The sequence below is a fragment of the Arthrobacter sp. UM1 genome, assembly GCF_020483305.1.
Classification (GTDB): domain Bacteria; phylum Actinomycetota; class Actinomycetes; order Actinomycetales; family Micrococcaceae; genus Falsarthrobacter.
This window is the reverse complement of record NZ_JACWAB010000013.1, coordinates 1-16,440: the sequence shown is the minus strand read 5'-3', so window position 1 is coordinate 16,440 and position 16,440 is coordinate 1. Positions and strand designations below refer to the sequence as shown.

Sequence of the window (16,440 nt, the reverse complement as noted above, 5' to 3'; positions counted from 1 at the left end):
AGGCCTTGGAGTAGACCCAGCGGGTGAAGCCGGAGCAGTCCATGCCGCCCTTGGTCGGGCCCGGCTTGGCGCCGTGGCCGCCGCCCCACACGTAGGGGTAGAGGTACCCGTGCATCACCTGGTTCACCGAGGCGACGACGGCCGCGTTGTGGCTGCCCTTGGAGGGAGCGGGAACGGGGGTCGGCGCCGGGGCGCTGGTCGGGTCGATGGAGGCCTTGGTGGCGCGGCCGACGACCCCGTCGACGGCGAGGTGGTGCGCGGACTGCCACTGCTTGACGGCAGCCGTGGTGGCCTTGCCGAAGACGCCGTCCACCACGAGGCGGGAGCCCTGCTTGGCGTTGAGGAGGTTCTGCAGTCGGGTGACGCAGCCGTTGGTCTGGCCCTGCTTGATGGCGGCGGGGCAGCTGGAGGAGGCGAGGTTGCCGACCGGGTCCGGTGCGGCCTGGGCCGGAGCGGCGACGCCGGCGCCGAGTGCGGCGACGAGGGCGGTCATGGCGAGGGCGCTGGAGGCGCGCTGGCGGAGAGCAGTCATGGCGAGACTTTCAGAGCGAAGGATCAGGAGCGGCTCTCCGATCGGCAACCCCTGCCTTCCTTCGAGCTGAAAAAAGACTAGCACCGGAAAAAGTCTAGAAATGGGGCACGTCACATGAACAGAAATGGAACAAATGGCGTGTTTCTGGCAGATTCCGCGGGATTCTGCAGAATTTTATTGCAAGGTTGAAACGGATTCCATAGGCGGCCAATGGAAATTGGTCGGATTTGGCCATTTCTCGTGGCTGTTTCACCCGTTCCGCATAGCTGTGGCACAGGTTCGAGAGGGCCTTGGGAGGGCTCGGGAGGGGCGGCGCAGGAGGCGCGGTGGCGCCCGCGGGGACACGAACAGCGGCCCGGTCCGTCTCAGAGGCGAGACGGGCCGGGCCGCTGTCGGGGAGGCCGTTCCGGCGGTGCCTCTAGTGGCTCCGGGCCAGGCGCTTGAACTCGGTGTCGCGCTCACGGCGAGCGGCGTCCTCCGCGCTGCGGACCTTGAACGCGTGGACGATCACCATGATGCCCGTCAGGACCATCAGGACCGCCATGACGCACAGCAGGTAGAGCCCGAAGTGCGGGTGCACCGCGGCCATCCCGCCGAGGGCCGAGTTGGTCTGGCTCACCTTGTAGAGGAGGAAGAATCCCTCCACCCCGGCCAGGACGCCGGTGATGGTGCCGAGCACACCGGCCGCGAACCGGGCCCACGCCTTGCCGATGATCCACGCGGCGAGCACGCCCAGGATCGTGAGGACCGCGCCGGCCACGAGCGTGACGCTGTCCGCCGCCGGGCCCGTGGAGAAGAGGCCGAAGTCCTCCCCGTGCCCCGGGATCTCCACCTTGACGAGGGGCAGGAAGAGGCACACGAGCGTCACCGCTGCGAAGAGGAGGAGCACCCACGGCGTCCACGTGAGGAAGCCGCCGCGACGGCGCGCTGGGGTCTCAACGGCGGAGCCCTCGGCGGGGTCCTCGCCGACGACGTGGGAGCCGGTGGGCCGATCGTCGTCGTTCTCTGCCGGGTTCAGGGGGCTGCCCTTGCGCATGAATGGAAGTCCGTTCGTCTCGGGTGCGGGGTCCGGCGCGGCCGCCGCCGGAGCGACAGCCGCAGGCGGCGGTCCACTCTACCCGTGCCGGCCGGACGCTTGCCGAGCGCGGGGCGCCCGGGGCGGGGTGCCAGCCGTGGGCGCGGCTCCCGTGCGGGCGCGCACGTCGGCGGTGGGCACGCGGGCGCGCACGACGACGGCCGCCGCGGGACTCACCCGTAGACGCGGCGCTGGGCCTCTCGGGCGGGGCGGGTCTGATCGTCGACCTGCTGCAGGAAGCCGGCGTACCACTCGGGGGCGCGGCCGGTGGCCTTCTGCTCGTCGACTGCGCGGTTGTGCCCCTCGAACAGCTCGAGCGCGGCGGGCGTCATGCCGCGGCGGTAGTTCGCGGCCTCGCGACGGCGGCCGGCGTCCTGGACGAGCTTGTGGATCAGCGCGTAGACGGCGGCGACGAGGGCACAGCCGGGAACGAACACGATGAGGTAGCCGAGGAATCCGGTGAGGCCGAGCCCCTCGCCGAAGAGGGCGATGAACCCGATCACGAGCACGATGAGGCCGAGGAAGCCGAAGAGGAAGAGGAACGGTTTCCAGAAGCTGGCCGGGTCGTGCCGCGGCGGCAGGAGGACCGGCGGGACGATCCCGTGGTGCTGGAGGGCGCGGCGGTCCTCCTCGATGACGCCGCTGATGTGCTCGAGCGAGACGTCGTAGGGCAGGGTCTGGCCTGGTGCGGGCTGGGGTCCGGAGTGGGGCGTGTGGGCGTAGTGCGACGTGCGGAGCGGGTGCTCAGAGGGCCTGGACCATGCGTCGGGGTCGGGGCTGGGGCTGGGGTTGGGGCTGGGACTTGGGTGGCCGTTGGCGTGGGGCTCCGGCTGGGGCTCGGCGTTCTCCTGGCTCATCTGCGCTTCCTCCTTGAGGCACGGTCTCGCCTGCGTTTGCGACCCTAGCGCACGGGGACACGGGTTCGCCCGGCTCGGCGGATGGGGCGGCGACGAGGCCGAGGGGGGGGCTGCGCCTGAGCCGGTGGGCGGTTGCACCCGGTTCCGTGCAGCAGCGGCGATTCACACCCGTTTTTGTGTCAATACACCCGCTTTCGAGCGGGTTTTTGAGCGGAAACGGGTGTGGTGGCGGAAGCGGGTGTGGGGCTGCCCGGGAGTGGCAAGCGGGTGTGGGGCTGCCCGGGAGCGGCGGAAGCGGGTGTGTTGGCGCATGCGGGGCGGCGGAAGCGGGTGCCGCGGCGGAAGCGGGTGCGGCCGGAATCCTGGAGGTGCGCAGCGAGGGGGCCTGCCGCCAACGCCCCACCTTCTGTCCCATCCTGAAGGAACCCTTGCTATCTCAGCCAGGGGTGGCAGGATGTGGGGGAGCACTGTGCACTTCCCCAGTGGTCCGGGACAAGCCCTGCCACGTCAGCGCACTTCGGAGGTACCCCGTGGCCATCGCCACAGCTTCCCAGCCGACCATCGAGCTCGACCAGCACCAGGAGATCTCCAAGAAGTCCCTGGTCATCGCGGGCATGTCCACGGTGATCGAGTGGTACGACTTCACGCTGTACCTCTACCTGACCACGATCCTCTCCCGCGTCATCTTCGCGGGCGGCAACGGCGGCACGGCCGCCACGCTGCTCGTCTTCGCGGCCACCTACCTGCTGCGGCCCGTGGGCGCGGCGGTGTTCGGAGGCATCGGAGACAAGTACGGACGCCGGCCGGTGCTGCTCGTCTCGATGGGCCTCATGACGCTGGCCATGCTCGGCACGGCCCTGCTCCCCACGCACGCCCAGGCCGGCGCGCTCTCCGGCTGGCTCATGCTGGCCCTGCGCTGCCTCATGTCCTTCAGCGTGGGCGGCGAGTACTCCGGCGTCATCACCTACCTCGTGGAGGGCGCCGCCCCGAAGCGCCGCGGCTTCATCACGTCTCTGGCGAGCGCGTCCTCGGAGATCGGCGGCCTCCTCGCCGTCGCCATCTCCTCGCTGACGACGACGTTCGTCCACGGCCCGGACCTGGACTCGTGGGGATGGCGCATCCCGTTCTTCGTGGGCGCGCTGCTCGCGGGCGCCACGCTGTTCGCGCGCTCGGGTCTCGAGGAGTCCCCGGTGTTCGAGAACGAGGTCAAGGAGGACGCCGTCCCCAAGGGCAGCCCGCTCCTGCTCCTGCTGCGCACGGAGCCGATGGCGCTGCTGCGGACGTTCGCCATCTCGGCGGTCGGCTCGATCACGTACTACGTGGGCATCGGCTATGCGCCCACGTTCCTCAGCAGCGCGGGCAAGTTCAGCGAGTCCGACTCGCTGTGGCTCGGCACCGCCGCCGCCGTCGCGGTCATCGCGGTCACGCCGATCGCCGGAAAGCTCTCCGACAAGTGGGGCCGCAAGCCGGTGCTGCTCGTGGCGGGCGTCGCCGCCGCGGCGCTGTCCCTCACGATGTTCCAGATCATGGCCGCGGGCAGCCCGGGTCTCGCGCTCACGGGCGCGCTCGTGCTCGCCGCGGTGGCGGGCGTGTGGAGCTCCGTCGCAGCGTCCACCGTGGCGGAGCAGTTCACGTCCCGCGCCCGCATGTCCGGCATGGCCCTCGGGTACACGGCGGCGACGGCGATCTTCGGCGGCTTCGCGCCGCTCGTGGCCGAGCAGGTCGTCTCCGCGACGCACTGGGACCCGGCGCCCGGCCTCATGATCGCCGTGGTGGCCGCCGTGGTGCTGCCGATCGTCTGGTTCCAGCCCGAGACGGCTCCGCGCGCCGTGGTGCGCAAGCTCTCCAAGATCAAGGGCCCGGGGCCGCGCGAGGACAGCTGACGCGAGGCGGCCGGCGTCGTCGTCTCCCGGGAGGGGGCGGGGTCCGCTCTCGGGTCGCGCGCGGCCTGAGTGGTCTCGGGTCCGTTCGCACCCGCTTTTGTGCCGCCGGGCGGACCACACCCGTTTTTGTCCGTTGACACCCGTTTTCGCACGGGTTTTCGAGCGGAAAACGGGTGTGGCGGCGAAAGAGGGTGTGGACGCAGCTGACGAGGGGCCGAGGCGGTCGAGCCGCGGGCTCTAGGCCCTCGGTCTTGAGCGGAGGGGCCCGGTGTCAGCGGCTGCGGGCGAGGTTCAGCTCTTCGTCGTCGCGATTGCGGCCGCCCTCGAGGCCCGGGCGGCGGCGGGAGAACTGGGCGAACATGATCGCGATCCCGGTCAGGAGGCTCAGCCCCGCCCCGAGGAAGAGGAGGAAGAGCGCGAATCTCGGCTCGGCCTGTGCGCCGTTGCCGAGCGTGGAGGCCGTGCGGTTCGCATCCGCGACGACCGACGAGGCGGCTGCCGCGGTGACGATGCCGTTCACCGCCCCGAGGCCCCCGGCCAGGAGCCGGAGCCACGGCGCCTTGAGGAGCTGAGCGGCGATGGCCGCCGCGCACGTCACGGCCGGGAAAGCGCCGAGCAAGAGGATGCCGCCCACGTTGTCCGGTGTGAGGAGCGTCAGCTTCTCCTCGTGCCCGCCGCCGGTCACGGACATGAGCGGGATGAAGAGGTCGATGAGGACCCAGGCGGCCAAGAGCGCAAGAAGCCCGGGCGTCCAGGCGAGCGATCCGGGGCTGGCCTTGTGAGGCTCCGGGGCGGTTGAGCCCTCGCTGTGCGGCCGGTCCATGACGGTTCCCCCTTGCGTTCGGAGCTCCGGACGCTGTGAAGCGTCCCTTCACGCCCTCAGCGTACGACGGGACCCCGTGGACCGGTACCCCTGGGGGGAGGAAGGTGCGCGGAGCGCTTCTCTGCGAAACGCGTCAGACGGGCCCTCGACTGGCAGGCCCCGGGACATCCCGATTGGCGGCTGCGGACTCAGAGGCGAAGTCCGGCGGCGCGCAAGAACGCATAGGTGTCCACGCACGTCACGCCGAGGGGCTCGCAAGCGTCAGGGATTTTCACTCGTCTGCGGCATTGCGGGTCAGGCTTCTCCCGTGTGACGACGACGGCTCCCGCGCCGGCCGCCTGTGCGATGAGGTGCAGGTCAGCCGAGTCCATGAACTCGCTGACGGCCGCTTGGGAGTAAGGCCGGGCGGGATCAGCGGCCCAAGCGGTGAGCTCGCGCAGGGCGGACACGGATTCAGAGGTGACGGGAAGCCAGAAGTCCTCGCTGACATCCAACGCCCACCGGGCGAGCGGATACCTCTTCCCCGCGGCATCGCCTGCCGTGAGCTCATCCCGCACTCGCCGGACCGAAGCGATGCGGCCCTTCGCCCTGCCGCTCGTCAGCCAGGACCAGAACGTGGGCGCCACGTCCAGTGCCAAGTAGGTGCGGTGGGCTTCAACGAACACGTTTGTGTCAAGCAGGTGGAGCATCACACGCCCAGCCGCTCGGCGTAGTTGTCGAAGCTGGCCGGAGAGCTCAGATTGAGGAGGTGCATTGCCTCACTGAAGCTGGTCCGTCCTTCTTGGGTGTCCCGGATGAGAGCTCTCGAGAGCCGTTCCCCTGCGCGGTACCGCTGGTTGTTGTGGAAATCCCCGCCCTGGCCGGTGGCAGGCTGCGTCAACGTCTGGAGGCGGCGCACCTCCTGTTCGTAAGCGGCGTCCATGTCCACGTCCGCAAGCATGCCCTCACGCTCCAAAGCCAGAAGCACCACCAGCGTTCCGCAGCGGTAACGGTCCGCCAGGCGGTCCAGCGTTGCCGTCAGCTCGAGCGGACCCACGGAGGAGGCCTGGGAGCGGAGATCCTCGCTGGGAACGAGAAATGCCGATGCAGCGGCATTGCAGCGCCGCTCCACCTCAGAGTGCGGCTGAATGCGGTTGTCTTCATCGCTGATCCCGCTCTGCCCGAACCAGACGTGGGCCAGCTCGTGCGCCAGCGTGAAGATCTGCCCGTTCAGGGTCTGGGCGGCGTTGACGAAAACGAGGGGAGCGGCGTCGTCGACCAGCGCGAACCCCCGGAACTCATCGGCATCGAGGGAGCGGGAGGAGCTGTTCCCGACGACCGAGGTGATCACGCACAGTCCGCCGAGCTTCTCGAAGGCCCGCATGAGGTGGCGCCGCACGTCAGAGCGGCTCCCCCTGCGCAGCGGGAGCTCGAAGGCAAGGGCGACCCGCATGTCCGCAGCGGCCGCGTCCGGACTCCACTCGGCAGCCCGGCTGACAACCTCGACTTTCGGAAGGCCATTGGCCGCCGCGTACTCCCGAAACCATTCCTGGCGCTGGATGCTCTGGTGGAGCACGGCGTAGAGGTTGGCGCTCGGCTCCTGAAGCCCGCGGCCGAACCCTGCCCGGAAATCGGGAATGGGGAGCCGAAGCGCGGGCGGTTCCTCAAGGAGCAGATAGCCGAACGGCAGGCCGGCCTTGCGAGCGAACGACTCCAGCTGCTTGAACGTGGGGCGTGCCGTGCCCTCACGCCATGCGTCCAGGTTGAACTGCGCCGCGAGATCCGCGGGGTCTGTGGCGGAGTGCTCGAGGGCCCAGTCGAGGACAGGGCGGCTCACCCCCACGCGAACGGCCACGGCACCTCCTCAGGACGGTGTTCTGTGTGCATCCCATCAAAGCAGACGGCGGCTTTCTCCGCGCCACCTGTTCCCGTCATCCGGACCTTGTGAGGGTGGCTAAGCTGGCTTCAGGAAAGGCAGGTTGCCTCACCAGATCGAAGGAGTCTCGGAATGCCCGCATGGGTCTGGATTGTCCTCGTCGTCCTCGCTGTCCTCGTGGTCGGCGTCCTGCTGCTCGCCCGCGTGGCCGGCAAGCAGGTGGAGAACACGCTCAACCGCTACGACGCGATGAGCGAGGAGGAGATCGCCGCCTCGAACCCCAAGCGCCTGCGCCGCGACGCCCGCCAGCTCAACTTCCAGGTGGCCGCGCTCCGCGAGCACGACGACGACGCCCGCTTCCGCGACCGCGCTCAGCGGCTCACCCAGGTGCTCGAGAAGATCCGCCGCGCCGCCCCGGACGCCGCGCTCGCGGGAGAGAGCGACGCCGCTCGGGTCGCGCCGGCCCCGAAGCGCTGAGGGGAGCGCGAGCCGTGCTTTCACCGCTCGCCGTCATCTCGCTGCTGCTGTCTGTAGGTGCCTTGCTGCTCGGGCTGATGCTCGGGTACGTGTTCAAGGTCCGGAACATGAAGAGGGGGAGCGCAGATGCTGAACACGATCGCTGAGTGGGCCGTGGCCGGCTCCCTGGTCTACTTCTTCGCGGGCGTCTTCCTGGGCGGAAAGATCGCGGAGCGGCGCTGGAAGCGCCGGGCGCAGACCGGCTGAGCCGGGCTAGAGCGTCCCGTCCTGCCTGAGCGCCGGCCACGTGTCCACCCACGGGAAGACCACGGTGAAGAGCAGGGCGACGGCGGCCGCCGCGAACGCGGCCATGACGAGGATTCGGACGGGGAGCGGTCCGGGCAGAGCGGCGAAGAGCCAGCGGATCACGAGGGGGACTCCTTTCCGTGGTGGGCTGACCCGACGGCGGCGGCGATCTCGGCAGGCGGCGACGCGGACGCCGGGGTGAAGCCGGAAAGCTCGGCGCGGACGATGTACCGGTGCGAGTCGCCGAAGCGCGGATGGCACGAGGTCAGGGTGAGGTACCGGTGCGTCGGAGCCGCCCCGGGATGCAGGGGATCCGCCGCGAGAACCGAGGTCTCGGACGGCAGCACGATCCTGGCGCTCTCGAACCGGTACCGGTAGTAGCCCCGCGCGGTCCTCACGTAGACGGAGTCCCCGGCGCGCAGCTGGTCGATGTTGTCCAGGACCGCGCCGTGCGTCTGCCGGTGGCCGGCGAGCGCGAAGTTCCCCAGGCCGCCGGGTCCCGCGGTGCCCGGGTAGTGGCCGAGCCCGAGCGTGTCCAGCACGTCCGCGCCGACCCCTTCCAGCACAGGCCGCGAATACTGCGGTCCGAACCGCGGAATGTAGACGACGGCGATGCCCGAGCCCAGTTTGAGCGATCGGCTCGCGGGCTCCGGAGCGGTCTGAGCGGACCGGTCTGAGGCGAAGCGCTGCTCGATCCGGTGGGCCTCCGCCTCCTGCCGGGAGCCGTCGACGACGTTGGTCCACCACAGGCGCCACGCGACGAAGAGCACGACGACGAGGCCGAGCAGCAGAAGGGTCTCGCCGATGATCTCGCGGATCGAAGGGCGGCGGGGGAGCCGGCGGGGGGACCGGGCCGTGGAGGCGCCATGGGGCATGGCTAAATGTTATCAGGGTAAACTGACTGTTTGGTGTTAAAAGCTTTCATTTTGCCTGTAGGCTTGGCTCAACTCGTCTCGGCGAGGACCCCCGTTCCCCGCGTTCTCGCGCATTTCAGAGACGAGCTCTCATGGTCTCCACGCCTCTCTCGACATCCCTTCGGCGGCTCCGGATCTTCATGGCGGCGCTGTTCGCCGCCGTCGTCGCCGTCGGCTCCGCAGGACTCTTCGCCCCGGCCGCGAGCGCGGCCGCGCCCACCGTCACCGTCTCCCTCCAGCGGACCTTCACCGGCACGGGGCAGGGGACGAGCGACCAGTGCGTGGTCAACGCCGCCCACGGCTTCACGCCCGGCGATGAAACGGCCGCGGACGACTATGTGTGCTCCAATGACTCGGTCGGCTACCGCATGGATCTCGCGATCAAGTCTGATGCGAACCCGTCGCCGGTGACGCTTGTCTTCAAGGTGGGGCCGGGGTTCGACACTCCGTTTCGAGACAGCTCCTTCACCGGTGCCGACGACTTCTGCGTCAGTCGTCCCGGGCAGTGGACCGTTTCCGGATCCGGGTATGTGCAGATGGTCCAGGTCGGGGCGAAGTACTACCCGAGCTGCACGATCACGCCCGCGCCGAATGCCAACATCTCGTACCGCCAAGACCTCACGGTGACCGCGGGAGACGACTCGCCGAACGTGGCTGATGCGCAGATCATCAAAGCGGACAGCGCTGGCGCCCAGACCTCCGCGGCCACTGCGGCCGGGTATACGGTGCTGAGGTCGGCGACTCTCGACCTCCGCCTGCGCCAGCTGACCGGCGGCCAGCCTGTCAACTACAACGGGAAGTACTACCTGGTCCAGTACCTGGAGATCTCCGGCGATGCTCTCGCCGTTCCCGGAACCTCTGCGTCCAAGGGCGGCGCTGTCTTCTCGGACGCTGCGGTGAAGATCGACCTGTCCGGCGCTCCTCCGGGGACGATCGTCACCGATGTGAACGGCAACGAGACCACTCTCATCCCCTTCTTCAACAGCATCAGGGGGCAGAACCAGAATCAGCCGGGCGAACCCGCTCGGATCGGAACTCTGGCCAAGCTCCTCATCCCCATTCCGACCAGCAGCGACACCCTCGACGTGAACGTCACGGCCCGCGTGGCCCAGGACTCCCCGGTCATCAAGGCCGTAACGGGTGAGTCCAACATGAACGGGGGAACCCAGATCGGCCAGCAGCTCGCCGACTGCACGCAGAGCACCGATCCGCTGGGAGGCCTCACCCCGCTCGGCGGCTTGGCCAACAACGACTGCTCGCGGACTCGCGTGTACTACAACGTTCCGGGTGACATGGTCTCCAAGAACGTGAACAAGGTGATCAGCCACAACATCTACGGGGCCTTTATCACCGCAACCAATGCGAGCGGGCAGAAGAAGACCTTCAACCCTGCGTTCAACGGAGGCGACACGGCCACCTCGGTCATCCGACTCTCGCCGCTGCCGGGCTCCTTCCCTGTGGACATGTGCGACGTGTGGGATCCGCAGGACCAGTCCCTGCAGACCAACGAGTCCGTGACGGTGGGGCCGTCTGACGGAAGCGCGTCCTTCGACCCGAGCACGTACGACGTCTACTACTCGCACCAGTCCGGCGCGGGCCTGAGCTGCGGGGACCAGTCCACGCTGGACGGGTGGAGCACTGATCCCTCGCAGGTGCAGGGGGGCGTCAATGCCATTCGCATCCGCTCGAAGGCACCCGTTGAAGCGAGCAAGGGAATCACGTTCACGGTTCCCCTCACCCCGAACGTGGATCGCACGGACTTTGACGAGTACGGCATGACGCCGCCCCTCTGGGACCGCGCCTACGTGACCACCGGCAGGAGCACCGGGTGGGGCACCGGCAACTCGGCCTTCTCCTATGCCACGAAGTACTCGCTCGAATCCCATGTCGTGGGCAGCAACGGCATTTCCGTGCAGCCCGGTGAGACGGCAGCGTTCCAGTTCATGGCCTATGCGAATGCGGCCGGAGCCCTCAGCGAGGCCACTCCGCGGATCACCGCCACGCTTTCGCCGTGTGCAGCCCCTGAGGGCGCTCCCGCCGTGGGTGATCTGTGGACCGCCAGCATCACGCCGGGGAAGCCGGCCGGCGGTCCGGGGTGTGAAGACGATGAACCGGCGGTGGTGACGATCACGGCCAAGCGACCTCTCAGTGTCAAAGAGCTCGCGAGTTTTTCGTCTTTCTCCATTCCGGTCCGGATGTCCGCCCTGGCAGTCACCACCTCCCAGGTGGCCTCGGCCCACATGGACTTCGTGGATCAGGGCCTGCGGTTTGTGCCGAGCGATGCCACCTCCACCATGGTGATCGCCCGCCAGGCCGCCGTGCTGGCCGCCAAGACCGTGGACAAGGCGTCCATGCAGCGCGACGAGCAGCTGACGTGGACCATGGGCCTGTCCAACACGCTCTCCATCCCGGTGACCGGCGCGCAGTGGATCGACGTCCTCCCGTACAACGGGGACGCCAACGGGACCGCGACGGCCGGCCGCGTGGTCCTCGACAGCTCCACGGTGCCCTCCGGCGCCACGGCGGAGTACTCCAAGACCGCCCCGGCCTCCGTCTCGAACAACCCGGCCGACGCCTCCAACCAGGCAGGCGGCGGGACGGTGTGGTGTGACAGCTACACGGCAGGCGGGGACTGCCCGTCCTCGCTCTCCGAGGTCACGGCCGTCCGCTACACGATGGACCTGGCCTCCGGAGCGAGCCAGTACCTGCAGCTCAAGGCCCACGTGGACGGCGGCAAGAACGGCGACACGGTGAGCAACCGCCTCGGCGTCGGAACCTCCCCGGATCTGGCGCAGCCGGTTCCGTCCCCGGACAAGGTGACCACGGCCCTCTTCGACTCCTCCCTCGCCGGCACCGTCTGGTGGGACGAGGACAAGGACGGCGCCCGCGGCGCCTCCGAGCCGGGCATCCCGGGCGTGAAGGTCGAGGCCGTCTCGGACTCGGGTGACGTCCTGAGCACGACGACGACCGACGCCGCCGGGCACTACGGCTTCCCCGGCCTGCTGGCCGGCACCTACCGGACGCGCGTGGTCGCGGACCAGGACGTGCTCAAGGACGCCGAGCAGACCTACTCGTACAAGGACGCCACGGGCGGGAACGCCTCGCTGACGTCGACGCCGTTCGCCCTCGGCCGGAACGCGACGCTCGGCGACGTGGACTTCGGGTTCTTCCGGCCGGCCGCGCCGACGCCGACTCCGAGCCCGACCGACTCGCCGACGGCGACCCCGTCTCCGACGGACAGCCCGACGGCTTCGCCGAGCCCGACGGATGCCCCGACCGGTTCCCCGACCGGTTCGCCTAGCCCGACGGACAGCCCCACGGCCACGCCGAGCCCGACGGATTCCCCGACGAAGGCTCCGACGGCGTCTCCGACGAGCTCCCCGACCGGTTCCCCGTCTGCTCCGGCGACTTCGCCGGCTCCGGGGAAGAGCCCGAGCAGCTCTCCGTCCTCGAGCACGGGCACGGTGCCTTCGGTGGAGCCGACGTCGGGGACTTCGAACCAGGGTGGCCCGCATCAGGGCTCGAATCCGGGCGGTGTGAACACGCCTGGTTCGCTGGCCTACACGGGTGTGCGCGTGGGTGGCCTGCTCTTGGGGGCGGCCGTGCTCATCGCGGCGGGTGTGCTGGTGGCTCGCCGTCGTCGTGAGGAGCGCGAGCAGCGGTAGCCCGTGAGAGCGGCGCCCGGGTTTACAACCCTGGGCGCCGGGTGCAGGGAGGGCGCGGGCCGTAGGGTCCGCGCCCTTGCTGTGTGTGGGCGGGGGTGCGGTGTCTGTCGGTGTGCGGCATCTGGATCGGTCCGGATTACGCCAACCGCACCCGTTTTCGCCCCCGCACCTGGAAATGTTCCTGGACACCCGTTTTCGCTCAGGTCTTTGAGCGGAAACGGGTGTGTCAGGCCGGCGGCGAGCGGAAACGGGTGCCTCGAGCGATGCGGGCCCGGGCCCGGGCGCGGCGAAGGCGCATGAGGGCAGCGCGGAGAACAGGAACAGCACATTCATGGTGTGAATCACCGTCGTTTTTCGAGTAGAATCAGCTCAACTCGTCTCGACGAGGCTCCCCGTTCCCTGCGCCCGCGCATCCCCAGAGACGAGTTCTCATGACCGTCACGTCACTCGCCCCTTCTCCGCTGTCTTCACGGCGCGTTTTCACTGCTCTCTTCGCGCTGTTCGCGCTCCTGATCGGCTCGCTGGGCCTGATCTCCCCGGCCGCTCGGGCGGCTGAGCCGACCGTCACCGCCACGATCCAGCGCACGTACACCGGCACTGGCCATGGGACCGCGGACCAGTGCGCGCTGAACTCCGCTCACGGCGTGACACCGGGTGACGACACCCCGGCGGACGACTACGTCTGCACGATGGACAAGGTCGGCTACCGAGTGGATCTGGCCATCAAGTCGGACGCGAACCCCACTCCCGTGACGCTCGTCTTCAAGATCGGATCCGGATCGAACAGCCCGTACCCGGACGCCTCGATCGAGGGCGCCGATGCATTCTGCGTCTCCCGGCCTGGGCAGTGGACCGTGCAGGGCGGCGCGAGCACAGTGCAGGTCGGCGGCAAGTTCTATCCGAGCTGCACCCTCACCCCCGAGCCCAACGTCAACCTCGCCTACCGCCAGGACTTCTCCGTCACGCCGTCCATGAGCTCGCCCGCCACGGTTGCGGACGCCCAGGTCCTCCAGACCTCGGCGAACGGCACGAGCTCGAGTCTGGGCTCGGCGGCCGGCTTCACCGTGATCCGCGGCATCAAGGCGGACCTGCGGGCGCAAGGGCTCGGAGGCGTCTCCTCCCCTGTCAAGGTCAACGGCCGGTACTACGTGTCCCAGGGGATCATGATCTCGGGCCAGAGCATCCCGGTGCCGGGCACGTCCGCCTTGAAGGGGAACCCCGCCATCGCGGGGCAGAGTGTGAAGCTGGCTCTCGTGGGGGCACCGGCGGGCTCGCTCTTCACAGACACGGCGGGCAACGTGACCGACACGGTGCAGTTCCGCGCCGCCGAGGGTGCCGGGCCCGGAACGCAGAACGGCGGCCGGTACATCGTCGGCCTTGAGGCCTATGCACGGGTCCTTGTCCCGCTTCCGAGCTCCGGGAGCACCGTGGACGCAGACTTCGCGGTGCGCGTGGCCCAGGATTCGCCGGTCATCACGTCCACCACCGGTGAGCGCAACATGGACGGCGGAACGCAGATCGGCCAGCAGCTCGCGGACTGCAGTCAGAGCACGGATCCTCTCGGGGGCCTTCGCGCCATCGGGAGCCTGCCGAACAACGATTGCGCTCGTGTCCAGATGAAGTACTTTGTGCCCTCGGACTATGTGGACAAGCGCATCACGGGGCAGACCGGGTACAGCCAGCCGGTCCTGCGTCTCGGCAATGCGAGCGGGCAGGAAACCTATGTGACTCCGGCCTTCCTGGAGGGCCAGACGGCGGTGTCCCAGGTGAGCCTCTCTCCGCTTCCGGGCACATATCCCGTGGAGGCGTGCGATGTGTGGGACGCGAATGACCAGTCGCTTCAGACCACCATGCCCATCACGGTCGCGGAGGCGCACGGGTCCTCGCCGGCCATCCTGGACCCGAGCCAGTACACCGTTTACTACTCCCACCAGGACGGCGCCAACCAGAGCTGCGGCGATCCGTCCACGCTGGACGGCTGGTTCACGGACCCCTCGCAGGTGACTGGACCGGTCAACGCCGTCCGCATCCGCACCACGAGCCCCGTGGACACCGTCAACGGCCTCGTCTTCTCCATCCCGTTCACCCCGAACCTCAACAGGACCGATCTCAATGAGTACGGCGCCACCCCGCAGCTGTGGGACCGTGGCTACGTCACCACGGGCCGGACGAGCGGGTGGGGCTCCGGCGCCTCGGCCTTCTCCGTGGCGGCCAAGTACGTCCTCAACGCCGACGCCTCGAACTCCACGTTCGCCTCGGTGGGTCCGGGAGAGACGAGCGCCTACAGCTTCGACGTCCGCGCGGAGATGGCCGGAACCCTGAACCAGGCGACGCCGCGCGTGACGTTCACCCTCCCGCCGTGCGCGTCCCCCGTGGGCACGCCTGACTTCGGCGGGGACTGGAACGTGCAGGTCCAGCCGGGGCAGGCGGCTGGCGGTGCCGGCTGTGAAGACGACACGTCCACGGTCGTCACTGCGACGGCAGCCAGGCCGTTCAGCTCGTTCGAGCTCTCTTCCGTCCGGAACATGCAGATTCCCATCCGCATGTCCGCCCTGGCAGCCAACACGAGCCAGGTGGCCACGGTCCACATGGACTTCGTTGATCCGGGCATCAAGTACACCGCGGCGGACACGGCCGGGACGCTGACGCTGGCCCGGCAGTCCGCGGTGCTCGCCACCAAGGTGGTGGACACCCCGCGCACTCAGCGCGACGAGGGCGTGACCTGGACGATGGGCCTCTCCAACACCCTCTCCATTCCGGTGGCGGGGGCGCAGTGGATCGATGTCCTGCCGTACAACGGCGACGCCAACGGCACGACGACGGCCGGCCGCGTGGTCCTGGACCGCTCGACCGTGCCGGCGGGTGTGAAGGCTCAGTACTCCAAGGCCGCGCCGGGCTCGATCTCGAACAACCCGGCCGACGCCTCCAACCAGGCCGCCGGGACCACCGTCTGGTGTGACGGGTACACGGCGGGCGGGGACTGCCCTGCCTCGCTCTCCGAGGTCACGGCCGTGCGCTACACGGCCGACCTGCCCTCCGGCGCCAATCAGTACGTGCAGCTCTCCGCGCACGTGGACGGCGCCCGGGCGGGAGACTCGGTCAGCAACCGCCTCGGCGTCGGCACGTCCCCTGATCTCGCGCAGCCGGTGCCCTCGCCGGACGCCGTGACCACGGTTCTCTACGCCTCCTCGCTCGCGGGCACCGTGTGGTGGGATCAGGACCAGAACGGCGCCCAGGGGTCCTCCGAGGCGGGTGTTCCTGGGGTTCGGCTGGAGGCCGTCTCGGCCTCCGGTGACGTCTTGGGAACGACGACGACGGACGCCGCCGGGCACTACGCTTTCCGGGATGTTCTGGCGGGCACGTACACGGTGCGGGTGGTGGACGGTCAGCAGGCTCTTTCGGAAGCGCAGCAGACGTATTCCTACTCGGGGGCTCGCGGTGCGGACGCCTCGCTGACGTCTTCGGCGATCAGCCTGGGGCGGGATGCGACGGTGGGCAGTGTGGACTTCGGGTTCGCCAAGCCGGGAGCGCCGACGCCGACTGACTCGCCGACGGCGACGCCGTCCCCGACGGACAGCCCGACGACCTCGCCGAGCCCGTCTCCCACGGATTCGCCGAGCCCGACCGATTCGCCGACGGCGACTCCGACTCCGTCTCCCACGGACAGCCCCACGGCTTCCCCTAGCCCGTCTGACTCGCCCACTGCGACGCCGAGCCCGACGGATACTCCGACCAGTTCGCCGACAGACGTGCCGACCGGCCTTCCGACAGGGACGCCGTCCCCGACGCCGACGGACAAGCCGACTGGCTCGCCGACGAAGGCCCCGACCACCGGCCCGACCGGTTCTCCGTCTGCTCTGGCGACGTCGCCGGCTCCGGGGAAGAGCCCGAGCAGCTCTCCGTCCTCGAGCACGGGCACGGTGCCTTCGGCGGGGCCGACGTCTGGCCCGAGCGGCAATGGGACTCCGGGCAGCAGCACGGCCCCGACGCCGGGTGGCCCTCAGCAGGGCGGTCCGAGCCAGGGCTCGAATCCGGGCGGTGTGAACACGCCTGGTTCGCTGGCCTACACGGGTG

12 protein-coding genes are annotated in these 16,440 nt (G+C 69.3%); 4 read left to right on the top strand and 8 right to left on the bottom strand.

Going from position 1 to position 16,440, the window contains the following annotated elements; translation table 11 throughout:
* The 3 genes from H9I38_RS10665 to H9I38_RS10655 form a co-directional block, all read right to left on the bottom strand.
* On the bottom strand, nucleotides 1-532 hold a 532-nt coding region (locus H9I38_RS10665; protein ID WP_226338808.1), incomplete at its 3' end, for a peptidoglycan-binding domain-containing protein.
* 418 nt (nucleotides 533-950) lie between these two features.
* The gene (locus H9I38_RS10660; RefSeq protein ID WP_226338807.1) at nucleotides 951-1,568 is read right to left on the bottom strand and encodes a DUF4231 domain-containing protein; all 618 of its coding nucleotides are present in this window, start codon (nucleotides 1,566-1,568) and stop codon (nucleotides 951-953) included.
* A gap of 212 nt (nucleotides 1,569-1,780) precedes the next feature.
* Complete coding sequence (locus H9I38_RS10655) at nucleotides 1,781-2,464, bottom strand: hypothetical protein (protein ID WP_226338806.1); 684 nt, start codon at nucleotides 2,462-2,464, stop codon at nucleotides 1,781-1,783.
* A 530-nt stretch (nucleotides 2,465-2,994) separates the two neighbouring features.
* Here H9I38_RS10655 and H9I38_RS10650 point away from each other — a divergent pair.
* Nucleotides 2,995-4,347, top strand: a complete 1,353-nt coding sequence (locus tag H9I38_RS10650) for an MFS transporter (protein ID WP_226338805.1) — start codon at nucleotides 2,995-2,997, stop codon at nucleotides 4,345-4,347.
* Nucleotides 4,348-4,618: 271 nt separating this feature from the next.
* Here the strand turns inward: H9I38_RS10650 and H9I38_RS10645 are convergent, their stop codons facing one another.
* From H9I38_RS10645 to H9I38_RS11025, 3 genes are all read right to left on the bottom strand, one after another.
* Nucleotides 4,619-5,170 (bottom strand): hypothetical protein, encoded by a 552-nt coding sequence (locus H9I38_RS10645; RefSeq protein ID WP_226338804.1) that lies wholly within the window; start codon nucleotides 5,168-5,170, stop codon nucleotides 4,619-4,621.
* Between the two features lie 188 nt (nucleotides 5,171-5,358).
* Nucleotides 5,359-5,859: a DUF4411 family protein gene (locus H9I38_RS10640; protein ID WP_226338803.1), complete on the bottom strand. Its 501-nt coding sequence runs from the start codon at nucleotides 5,857-5,859 to the stop codon at nucleotides 5,359-5,361.
* A complete protein-coding gene (locus H9I38_RS11025; RefSeq protein WP_226338802.1) occupies nucleotides 5,859-7,004 on the bottom strand; it encodes an ImmA/IrrE family metallo-endopeptidase in 1,146 nt (381 codons plus the stop codon). Before H9I38_RS11025 ends, H9I38_RS10640 begins: the two co-directional genes overlap by 1 nt.
* 153 nt (nucleotides 7,005-7,157) lie before the next feature.
* On the opposite strand from H9I38_RS11025, the gene H9I38_RS10630 reads away from it, so the two are divergent.
* Nucleotides 7,158-7,502, top strand: a complete 345-nt coding sequence (locus tag H9I38_RS10630; protein ID WP_226338801.1) for a hypothetical protein — start codon at nucleotides 7,158-7,160, stop codon at nucleotides 7,500-7,502.
* A gap of 252 nt (nucleotides 7,503-7,754) precedes the next feature.
* Here the strand turns inward: H9I38_RS10630 and H9I38_RS10625 are convergent, their stop codons facing one another.
* Nucleotides 7,755-7,910: a hypothetical protein gene (locus H9I38_RS10625; RefSeq protein WP_226338800.1), complete on the bottom strand. Its 156-nt coding sequence runs from the start codon at nucleotides 7,908-7,910 to the stop codon at nucleotides 7,755-7,757.
* Nucleotides 7,907-8,662 (bottom strand): class E sortase, encoded by a 756-nt coding sequence (locus H9I38_RS10620; protein WP_226338799.1) that lies wholly within the window; start codon nucleotides 8,660-8,662, stop codon nucleotides 7,907-7,909. Before H9I38_RS10620 ends, H9I38_RS10625 begins: the two co-directional genes overlap by 4 nt.
* Nucleotides 8,663-8,793: 131 nt before the next feature.
* Here H9I38_RS10620 and H9I38_RS10615 point away from each other — a divergent pair, with 131 nt between their 5' ends.
* Together H9I38_RS10615 and H9I38_RS10610 are read left to right on the top strand one after the other, a co-directional pair.
* The gene (locus H9I38_RS10615) at nucleotides 8,794-12,366 is read left to right on the top strand and encodes an SdrD B-like domain-containing protein (protein ID WP_226338798.1); all 3,573 of its coding nucleotides are present in this window, start codon (nucleotides 8,794-8,796) and stop codon (nucleotides 12,364-12,366) included.
* 431 nt (nucleotides 12,367-12,797) lie between these two features.
* Nucleotides 12,798-16,440, top strand: a 3,643-nt coding sequence (locus tag H9I38_RS10610; protein WP_319002233.1) for an SdrD B-like domain-containing protein, incomplete at its 3' end; no start/stop codon positions are given.